The organism is Roseateles chitinivorans, assembly GCF_002761755.1.
Taxonomy (GTDB): domain Bacteria; phylum Pseudomonadota; class Gammaproteobacteria; order Burkholderiales; family Burkholderiaceae_C; genus Roseateles; species Roseateles chitinivorans.
The window spans coordinates 33,008-42,654 of sequence record NZ_PEOG01000050.1 but is presented as its reverse complement, the minus strand read 5'-3'; the positions used below and the strand labels follow the sequence as shown (position 1 = coordinate 42,654).

The 9,647-nt window shown below is 67.5% G+C and carries 10 protein-coding genes; 1 reads left to right on the top strand and 9 read right to left on the bottom strand.

All coding sequences use genetic code 11. From position 1 onward, the window contains the following. The 7 genes from CS062_RS26640 to CS062_RS17620 all read right to left on the bottom strand — a co-directional run. On the bottom strand, positions 1-831 hold an 831-nt coding region (locus tag CS062_RS26640), incomplete at its 3' end, for a hypothetical protein (protein WP_199174273.1). A 34-nt stretch (positions 832-865) separates the two neighbouring features. After that, complete coding sequence (locus tag CS062_RS17645) at positions 866-1,066, bottom strand: hypothetical protein (RefSeq protein WP_099862898.1); 201 nt, start codon at positions 1,064-1,066, stop codon at positions 866-868. A gap of 3 nt (positions 1,067-1,069) precedes the next feature. Continuing rightward, complete coding sequence (locus tag CS062_RS25915) at positions 1,070-1,600, bottom strand: hypothetical protein (protein ID WP_143742400.1); 531 nt, start codon at positions 1,598-1,600, stop codon at positions 1,070-1,072. A gap of 36 nt (positions 1,601-1,636) precedes the next feature. After that, positions 1,637-3,727: a polysaccharide deacetylase family protein gene (locus CS062_RS17635; RefSeq protein ID WP_099862896.1), complete on the bottom strand. Its 2,091-nt coding sequence runs from the start codon at positions 3,725-3,727 to the stop codon at positions 1,637-1,639. A gap of 18 nt (positions 3,728-3,745) precedes the next feature. Further along, the gene (locus tag CS062_RS17630) at positions 3,746-6,115 is read right to left on the bottom strand and encodes a portal protein (protein WP_099862895.1); all 2,370 of its coding nucleotides are present in this window, start codon (positions 6,113-6,115) and stop codon (positions 3,746-3,748) included. After that, positions 6,108-6,557 carry a hypothetical protein gene (locus CS062_RS17625; protein WP_099862894.1) on the bottom strand — a complete coding sequence of 150 codons (450 nt, stop codon included), beginning with the start codon at positions 6,555-6,557 and terminating at the stop codon, positions 6,108-6,110. The genes CS062_RS17630 and CS062_RS17625 overlap by 8 nt, the downstream gene beginning before the upstream one ends. A 109-nt stretch (positions 6,558-6,666) precedes the next feature. After that, entirely contained in the window at positions 6,667-6,987 is a 321-nt protein-coding gene (locus CS062_RS17620) for a hypothetical protein (RefSeq protein ID WP_099862893.1), read from the bottom strand. Between the two features lie 644 nt (positions 6,988-7,631). On the opposite strand from CS062_RS17620, the gene CS062_RS27200 reads away from it, so the two are divergent. After that, complete coding sequence (locus CS062_RS27200; protein WP_259373113.1) at positions 7,632-7,757, top strand: hypothetical protein; 126 nt, start codon at positions 7,632-7,634, stop codon at positions 7,755-7,757. Between the two features lie 72 nt (positions 7,758-7,829). On the opposite strand, the gene CS062_RS17615 is transcribed toward CS062_RS27200, so the two are convergent. Together CS062_RS17615 and CS062_RS17610 are read right to left on the bottom strand one after the other, a co-directional pair. Beyond that, complete coding sequence (locus CS062_RS17615; protein WP_143742399.1) at positions 7,830-9,419, bottom strand: terminase; 1,590 nt, start codon at positions 9,417-9,419, stop codon at positions 7,830-7,832. Then, positions 9,416-9,646 carry a hypothetical protein gene (locus CS062_RS17610; RefSeq protein ID WP_099862891.1) on the bottom strand — a complete coding sequence of 77 codons (231 nt, stop codon included), beginning with the start codon at positions 9,644-9,646 and terminating at the stop codon, positions 9,416-9,418. Before CS062_RS17610 ends, CS062_RS17615 begins: the two co-directional genes overlap by 4 nt. Position 9,647 lies beyond the last annotated feature (1 nt).

Here is a 9,647-nt window from a genome sequence, read left to right as displayed (position 1 = left end):
GGCAGGCGCCGGCGCGGCCGCAGGCGTAGCGGCGGCAGGTGCCGGGCTCGGGCTCGCGGCGACGTCGCCGTGCAGCGCCTGCACGCGCCGATGGGCCTCGCGCAGGAACCAGCCCATGTCCTTGTCCTCGTTGGCCGGGTTCTGCGCCAGCGCGCGGACGAAGCCGTCCAGGTCATGGTTGCGAGCCTGGTCGGTGGCGTAGTCCGTGCCACCGCTGGCGCGGATTTCCTGGAAGAAGCCCTCGACCGCGTTGACCCACTGCTGGCGCTGAGACTGCTGGCGCGACTCGTTGGAGATGTCGGCCTTCACGCGCAGCGCGTTGAGTTCGTCGCGCTCCTCCAGCAGGGCATCGTTCTTGGCCGTGTACTCCTGCATCGTGATCTCGCCGGCCTCGAGCTTGTCGCCCAGGGCCTTGCGCTCGCTCGCCAGCTTCTCGACGCGGGCGTCGTAGTCGGGCGGGAGCTCGGCGTGATAGACGGTCTCACGCGGGCGCGGTGCCGGCGCAGGTTCGGGCGAGGCGGCTGCCGGCGCCTGGACAGCAGGAGCCTCCGCAGGAGCGGCTGCAACTGCCGGCGCTTCAGCGGGCGCAGCCGCCGGGGCAGGCGCCGGCGCGGCCGCTGCGGGAGCCGGTGCCGCCGCCGGCGCACTGGCCGTGTCATCGGCATCGTCTTCGTCCTCGTCCTTCGCGGCAGCGGCAGCGGCGACAGCGGCCAGCGCCGCCTTCTCGTGCTCGGACAGCTCGTCGGACATCGCCGCGCGCTCTTCGTCGGTCAGGGTGGACATCGCGTGCTGGACGTCGACGTCTTCGGTGGGCTGGGTGTTCGCACTCATGCGCGAGGCTCCGGTGGGTGGTTGGGGAAAGGGGTCAGGACTTGGCCGCGTCGGCCTTGCCGGCGACGCTGGCGAGTTCGCCGAGCTTCTCTTGGGCCTTGCGCGCGGCGCGCTGCAGGCGCTTGCTGTCCTTCTGGATCTCCTCGGCCTCCATCAGGGTCCGCATGTCGCATTCAGCGCGCCAGTCCTCTTCTTCCTGCTTGCTGCCGTACAACGGCGACGCTCCCTTGGCCATGGTTCACTCCTGTTTGGGTGCGGCGGAATCTGCCATCCTTGGCACGGGCGGCGCGGCCGGGCCTGGCCAAGCCTCGATCAGCGTTCGGACGTCACTGACGTGCCGGTCAGCACGCTCTGCCAGTTCGCCATATCGCGCCGCGCACTGGTCGAATACCTCTCGGAAGGCAGCGACTCGACTGAGACAGGCGCTGTGGGATTCACCGGACATTCGGACGGCGGCGTCGGCCGCGTCGCGCAGGCCGTCGCGCTGAGCGCGAACAGCAGCGACATCACGCTGCAGCGCCACCTCGCGGCCGCGCGCTGCGGCCAGGGCTTGATCGACTTGGGCACGCTGATTCCTTTCGGCCTTGAGGACGTGGCGGATCTGATCGGTGCGCTGCTCCGCTAGGTCCAAGGCCTGGTCCGCGAGCGCCGTCTCGTGCTTGCGGTTCAGCTCGGCGATCTGGCCGTCGTAGCGCCAGCCCTGCACCGTCCACGCCGCGGCGAACGCGAGCACGGCGGCGACCAAGGACGAGATCAGCAGCGACTTCATGGCGGGTCAGCGTGCCATCCTTGGCACGCCCGACGATCAGATCCCGTAGGCCTGCTTGTTGAGCCCCGCGAACGTGACGACCTGGCAGGTGCCGGCGAGTTCCTGCGTGCGGATGTAGTCGCACAGAGAGCCCAGCGCGGTCAGCGCCTCACCGGCCGCGTTGAACTCGCCGTGACATGCGAAGACGGCGACGCCCTTGGCGGCGATAGCCTGGTCGACGTGGTCCTTCCAGCGGTCGTACACGGTCCCGGCGGTGAAGCCCGAGGTCATGTTGAGGCACCGGATGTTGTACGGATCACCGTAGGGCACGGTCTCGGCGGAGCGGAACGGGTACTGCGCGTTCTGACCGTTGGCGAAGCGCCGCAGCGTGGCCAGGGCGCGCTTGGCGGCCATGGTCCGCTCCTCATCGATGTTGGTCACGGTGCCGGAGCCGTAGCTCCCGTTCTGCGTCTCGTGGATGCCGATGCGGTTCATCGCCAGGACCCACTTGCCGACCTGGCGCATCCAGTCCTCGCTAGACAGGTTGAAGCCGGTCTCGTTCTGGTAGACCTGATAGGCGACCTCCCAGCCGTAGTCCCGATGCATCTTCGAGATCTGCTCCGGCGTGAGGTAGCCCGTCTGCCCCATCTTCACCGTTGTGTCCATGCAGAGCACGCCGGGGAAGTTGTACTTCGACATGATCGGCAGCGCGTTGTTCCACGCGCCGTCATGCAGATCGTCGAAGGTGAAGATCACCGAGCCCTTGGCGAGCGCGTTGGGCACGAAGTCCAGGCTTACCGGCCTCATCTTGCAGCCGTTGGAACTGCCGCCGCCGGTGATCTTGATCCGAGCCCACTTGATGGACGCCAGGTCGGCGCCGGTGCCGGTCGCGGTGAAGTGGCTGATCGGCAGCGAGAAGCAGCGCAGAAGGTTGTAGCCCAGCACGGACGCGCCCATGAAGCCTTGCCAGAGCCCGTTCAAGTTGGGGCTGGTGTGGAAGTTGGCAGTCGGCGCCGCCGGCGTTCCTGCGCTGTGCAGCTCGATGTAGAAGCCGGTCGGCCCGTTCACGCCGAAGTTGTTTCCGGCGTTGTCCGGCCAGCAGTGCGTGAAGTGGATGCTGCCGTTCTGCACGTCGACGCCGGCCGCCAGCGCCGCGCTGGGCGCGATCGAGACCTCGGCGGTCTGCGTCTGCGTGTACTCGACGATGGAGGTGCCGAATGCCAGCTCGCCGTTGGCCGCGTTGGCGAAGTCAGCGGCGCGGTTGGTCACGACGTCCGCAGTGGTGAGCCAGCGCGCCAGCGGCACCGGCTTCTTGCGCAGACGGTGAACCGGGCGAAGGTTGCCCAGCGTCAAGATCGCCCCGGCCGGCATCAAGTTGGGATAGTTGAACTCGCTGTTGACGATGTCGGCATCGGCCGAGATCATGTCCGCGCGCTGCGTGAGCAGCATCGATGCGTTCGGCCCGGTGGTCCAGCACTCCGCCTCCAACGGCCGCGCTTGCCGCGCGATGCTGTCCGCGGCCTTCTGCTGGACTTGGTTGGCATTGGTGATGCCGAGGATCAGCGCGGACTCGCCGTGCCGGATCTTGTACTCGATGCCGGCGCCTCCGATGCGGAACACGACGTCGTGCTCGGCGGCGTTGTTCAGCTCCATTGCCGTGCAGGCCAGGTTGCCGAAGGCGACATAGGCACCGCCCGCGACCGCCAGGGACAGGGTGCCGGCGAAGGTGTACGTGTCGGTGCGGGTCACCGCCATCGCCGAGATCGTCGTCGGCTGCGTTCGACCGGGCACTGCCCAGTCGCTGCGTCGGAAGCCGATCTGGTTCGCGTTCGTGATGCCGGCGAACCGGCGGCGCTGCCCGGCCAGCAGCGTGATCACCGCGCCGGCGCCGTTGCGCTGGAACTCGATCGGGACGCGCTGGTCGTTGAAGACCTCCAGCTCGGTGCAGGCTTGGTCGGGGAAGACGGCGAAGCTGCCGTCGGTCGGCGTCGCGCTCGACGTCGCCTTCACCGCGCCCCGGGCGGTTTGAGACGGCAGCGTGCCGCCGCCACCGATCGGGCGCTTGTCCCCGGGCCTGACTTGGTAACCGGTGACGGTCCCGTCGTCGTCGACGACCCACTCCACATTGCGATTGACGCGCTCAGCCATTGCGGCCTCCTGGTTCGATTACGCGGCCGTCGCCGCCTTCTCGCCCCGTGCGTCCTGCGCAGAGCTCCTCTCTTCGATGGCAGCCAGACGGGCTTCCAACACCGCGACGCGCTTGTCGCTGGCGGCCTGGATCTCCGCGACGCGCAGCTTGGTGTCGCGCTCGATGTTGGCGACCTCAAGTTTGATGTCCGCGTCCTGGCGGATCTGCAGCGTCCTGTTCGTCAGCTCGGCTTGAGCCTTGCGCAGCTCCTCGCTGAGCTGCTCGATCTGCTGGGCGGCCTGCTGCCGGACCTGGCCAAGGGCCTGCTCCAGCGCCGGGTCGATGCCCTCGCCGCCCGCCGCCTCGGTCTCCAGCTTCTGGGCCCGGGCGTTGATCTCCCGCACCTTGGCGCGCTGCTCCTCGAGGGCGGCGATCGCGGTCTCCCGCTGGTACTGCAGCGCTTCGGCCTGCTGGGCCTGCTGCGCCTGCATGGCGGCCTGCTCCTCCGGCGTCGGTTCCTTGTTGGGGTCGCGGTCGCCGGTCATCTTGCGGATCTGGTCCGCGATCTCGTCCTTGTTGGGCAGGTCGGAGAACTCGAAGGCCATCGTCAGCAAGCGGAGTGCGACCTCAGGCGGAAGACGCTCCGCGATCTTGCTCAGCGAGTCGAACATGACCTGGCGCAGGGTGCCGGCGTAGTCGGCCTCGGTGACGATGAAGTCCGCGATGCTGGCCGTGATGTCGTTGAGGTAGCGGACCGATCCGTCGGCCTGCTGCTCCGGTTGGTTGATCCGGAGCCACTCGATGGTGCCCTTGGCGCCGGTGAGCCGGATCACCTTGGAGTCGGTGTAGAACTGCTCGGTGAGGCTGAGCTGCTTCTCGCCCTGGACCTGCGTCGCGAAGCGGAGATTGTCGAAGGGCTCCGTCGTGCTGACGCTGCCCTGGATCTGCCGGCGCTCGATCGCGGCGCCGCTGACCGCGTTGGTCTGGCGGCCGAGGTTCTCGTTGTTGACCCCGGCGCTGCGCTGGATGCTCTGCGCGCCGAGCTCCATCATCTGAATCTGGCCGGTCGCGGCGTCGACATCGCGGCGGATGTCGAAGGCCTTGTTCGCCTTCTTGATGATCATGCCGTCCGGCCGACCGACCTCGTCGCGCGTGGCCTCGATGTCCTCGACGGCGCCCTCGTCCATGATGACCTGGTTGGAGTTCATCAGGAACAGCGCCTTCGAGGCACGCTTGTTCAGGTCCATCTGGACATCGCGCACGCGCCGGACGACACCATACGGCTGCCGGGTGCGGCCGAAGCGGTAGCACCAGGTCGGGGTCAGGCTGAACTTGTTGTGCCGAGCGATCGACGGGCCGCGAGACAGCAGCGCGCCCTCGACGAACACCGCGACGTGCGTGCGCATCATCATGCGGTCGACGATCATGGAACCCGACTGCGCCACCGCGTCGGCCAGCAGCTGATCGCCATCGTTCAGGATGGCGCCGCTGTGCGGACCATCGCGGACGACGCGGACCTTGGTGGGGATCCGGTACTGCGCCTCGATGAGGCGAACGCGCCGGCGTTCGGTGTCGATGGTGGTACCGGACCCGTAGGCGCGCAGCGTGCCGCTGCGGTTCTCGGCGTCCAGCGGCGACTGCCAGCCGTCTTCCTCCTCCGGGTCGACGTCGCCCCAAAAGGAGGTGTCCTCAGCGGCCTTGCGGACTGCGTCGGCGCGATCGGGGAACATCATCACCGCGATGTCGACGTCGACCCAGCGCCAGCGGAAAAGGTAGCGGGCGTCATCGAGGTCGAGTTCATAGCTGCCGCGGCTGTCCCAAATGACATTGCGCCAGTCCTCGTACTTGCTGTAGAGCACGTCCTTGGTCGGGTCGTCGCGCGCCCCGTCGTCCTGCCAGCCGACGCCGACCTTGACCGAGTCGGCGAACGCCCGCGACCGATTGAAGACGACGCGGTTGATGTCGCTCACGTACTTGAGCACCTTGGTCTTGATGTCCGCGATCTGGACGTCGTCCTCGGTGCGCGGCAGCACCTTCCAGTCGACGCGGGTGCGGCGCTCGGTGCCGATGAGCCAGTCGCACAGCGGCGCGACCTCGTTGTAGACCAGCGCCATCTGGCCGCGCGCCTCGACGGCGGCCTTGTCCTCGGCGCGCCACTGCAGTCCGTCATAGAAATCGGCGTCCATCGCCATTTCCATCCGGTTCACGGACTGGATCTCGCGCTCGGAGTAGTACCAGCTCATGAGCTGGCGCAGCTCAGCACGCGCCGCCGGCGTGTCGAGCGGGTGGGTGTTCATGACCGTGAGCTCGTTGCTGCCCGAGGCTTCGAGTTCCTCGTCGAGCATGCGGTCGTACTGGTCGCCGGGCGCCTTGCCGCGCACCGGCCGGGCGTCCAGGGCGTCACGCATAGGTGGCGCCCTCCTTCTCCAGGCGGATGTCCTGGCCGGCGATCTGGCGGCCGTCGGCGATCAGCTTCATCTCGCCCACCGCCGCCTTGATGAACTCCGATTCCGGCGCGCTGGGCATGCGCAGCAGATCCGGCAGCGTGTCGGTGATGATGGTGATCAGCCGGGCCCGGTTGCGCATCGACGGCTCGATGCGAAGCATCTCGCAGGCGATGTAGGCTTGGCGGTTCGCATGCTTGAGCGCCTGATCGCGCTCGCCGCCGTCGATCGCGTTGATGTTCCAGAGGTAGGCCGCCGACTCCTCGACGATGTACCAGCCGGCGTCCTTGCGCAGCGCCGGGATCAGCACCAGCGCGCGGGTGTCGTTGACCCAGGTCTGGACGGCCACGATGTCGCCGTGGACGCGGGAGAAATGCGCCTTGCGCAGGTCGAGTTCAAGTGCCATGGCTACCCCGGAAAGTTCGCGGGGAATCTGCCATCCTTGGTACGGAAGCCCGAAGCGCGGCGGGCATGAAAAAGCCCGGCGCTGGGCCGGGCTTCGAGGCAGGTGGAGATCAGCGATCGGGTGGCCGGGTCGGACCACCGGAACCACCGCCGGGGCCGGGATTGCCGGTACCGGGCCCGCTGGGCTCGCGGCCCTTCTTCATGATCAGCGCGACGATGCCGACCACGATCAGCAGGCCCAGCACAGCGCCGAGCGCCGTGGTGTGGCAGGCATCAGCGTCTTCGGCCAGCACCGCCTTGGCGGCGGCATCCGGCACCGTTGCGACGGCCTTGGGCGGGTCGGCGGCCTGAGCCACGGGCGCGGACGCGAACGCGGCGACCGCCAGGGCGAGCGCCACCAGCGGGCGCAGGAACAGCGAGCGATTCGACATGGGGAGCCTCTCATCGAGTTGATGGGTGAGGCCGCGCCGGCGGCGCGCCGATCAGAACCCCCCGAACCTAGCGGCACGAAGCGCGGCGCGACCTCGGGCGGGAGGCTGCCATCCTTGGCACGGGCTTAGCCGCATGTGCGGAGCGCGATAGTCATGTGACAAAAACCACGGGCGTGTACACCCCTGGTTGAGGGGAGCTGCGACTCCAGGATGAGCAGTTCTCCATAGACTTGGTCACGAATCACGACACCACTCGGCGGGCAACAACGGCCAAAAGGGCATCGAAGCAATGCTCATCTCACCCTGGGAACTGGCAAAAGCGAACTTCTGAGTTGCTCGCCGCGTTCAAGTGTCCCTACACTTCTTTGCATGCTCTCCTGCTGACCTTCGCAACGGGGTCATGAAAGGAGAGCGACGCAGGTCCGACGCTGCTCCCGACGGCACTGCGCAACCAGGAGAAGATGAGAGCACTCAATGAACAAAGCCCGCCTTATGAGGGGCGGGCTTGTTCAGGTCCCCGGACGGCTTACGTCGCGCCTGAAACCTTCACTTCCTAGGGTGAGGCTTCAGTTTATTGCGCAACTGCGCAATTGCGCAATACGCAAATCGGACCGGGCCCATCAACCTCATGTGGAGGAATCCCCATGTCCGATATGCACTTCTGCCATTGGCCGAAGGGCGTGCACGTGGCCGCGTACGTGCGAACCCGCTTCGGCAGGCTCGAGTCCGTGTGCGAGCACTGCCGCTCGAAGCCTGGTCAGAACATCTGATCGCGCCGCAAACGTCAACGCCTAGACCCTAGGCCCCGGCCCCGCGCACAACTGCGCCGGGGCCTTTCGTCGTCACACCGCCATCGGCGACGCCCCGCGCTTCCTGGCCGACGACTTCCCGCCCGCCGGCGCGATCGACAGCGCGAACCGCTCGCCGGCCTCCAGCACCTGGCCGAACTGCCGGTAGGCGTCCGCGCCGTGGCTGTCGTCGTTGTGGACCGGCTCCGACGTGAAGCGTCCGTTCCGCTGGTCCCACTTCTTGCGGTAGTTGCTGAGCCGCGCTGTTCCCTTGCCGCAGCCCTCCTCGCTGAACCAGCTTGAGGCGAACGCGGCCCGCGTCGCCTGGATGCCGTTGTCCAGGTTCGTGACCCGCGGCACGACCTCGAAGCGCTGGCCCGGCATCAGCTCCTGCAGCATCTCCTCGATCGACTGGTTGGTGTCGGGCGTCTTGCCGATGCGCTTGTACGCGGCCTCGTGGGGCAGGAAATGCTTCGCGTAGGTGTAGCCCTTGCCCTGCAGGTAGGTCGCGAAGTGGTTCAGTTCCTCGCCGCTGGCCTCGTAGTAGCCGATGAAGCGGTGCTCGGGCCCGACCTTCTGCATGAACCAGATCGAGGTCATGTCGCCGCGGCCGATGTCCCAGAAGGTGTAGACCGGCGCCGACTCGATCGGCAGGCGCTTCAGCACGCGGCCCTGCACGCGCGCGGTCGCCATCTGCGCGGCGTAGTAGCAGCCGTCGGTGCTGACCTGGAAGGCCTCCTCGGGGTAGCTCGGGTACTCCTGCCACATCGACGGCGCGTCGCCGCTGAAGTCGTTGTCGCGGGTCGTGACGTACCAGGTCCACTGCTCATCGCTGAGGCGTCGGCCGATCTTGGCCTCGACCTTCTTGAAGTACTCCTCGTCGGCCTCGGTGAAGACCACCGACGGGTCGTCGAGCACATAGCCCGGGTCTTCCCACCAGGCGAAGAAGTGGAACCGGTAGTGCTTGGCCGTCAGCGCCGCCAGCGTGCGCGCGGCCAGGGCCTGGGCGTGCTCGATCGCACGCTGGGTCATCTTGTAGAACTCGCCGTCCTGCCCCTCGGCCGTGGACTCGATGACCAGCACGCCGCTAGCCGGCACCGCCGGGATCGAGCCGGTGACGACCTCGCGCGCCTTGTCCGGGTACTTGGCGCAGATCTTCCCGAACTCCGAGACGTGCAGGCGGTGGATGGTGCCGGAGCGCATCGAGGTCGCGACGCGGATGCTGGCGCTGTTGTGCGCGAACTGGATCTCCGACGTCGTGCACTTCTTCAGCGGGAAGCGCTCGCGCAGCGCTTCCGGCAGGTTGTCATAGGCGAACTTGACCTTGTCGCGGAAGATGGTCTCCGCGGCTTCCTTGTCCTGGGCAAGGATCCCGCACCGGATCGGGTCCTTGCTGAAGAGCGCGGTGTCGAGCCAGAGCACGCAGATCAGCGTGGTGAAGCCGAGCTGGCGGGCCTTGAGGATGATGTTGCGGTGCCAGAGCCTGGCCAGGAATCGCCGCTGGGCACGGTTGGGCTTGAACTGGATCGTCAGCCCCTCCTCGTCGTCGCTCCCCTTCACGATGATCTTGTAGAGGTTGCAGAGCCTCCACATCGGGTCATCGAGGTTCGCGGCCAGCGTCGCGATGTCAACAGCTGCGCTCAAGCCGCGCCCCGCTTCTTGTGGCCGGCCCAGCGCCAGGACCAGACCTTGGCCTCCGGGTCGACGGGCGCGTCCGGCGGCAGCACGATGCAGTGCAGCGTCTTGCCAGCGACGCGCAGCACCTGGTACCGGCGGCCGGTGGACTCGACGACCAGCTCGTCGCCGCCGTCCGGGACCTCGCCGAAGACCACGCGCAGCTTGGCCTCGGACCAGGCCGGCTTCGGAGCCATG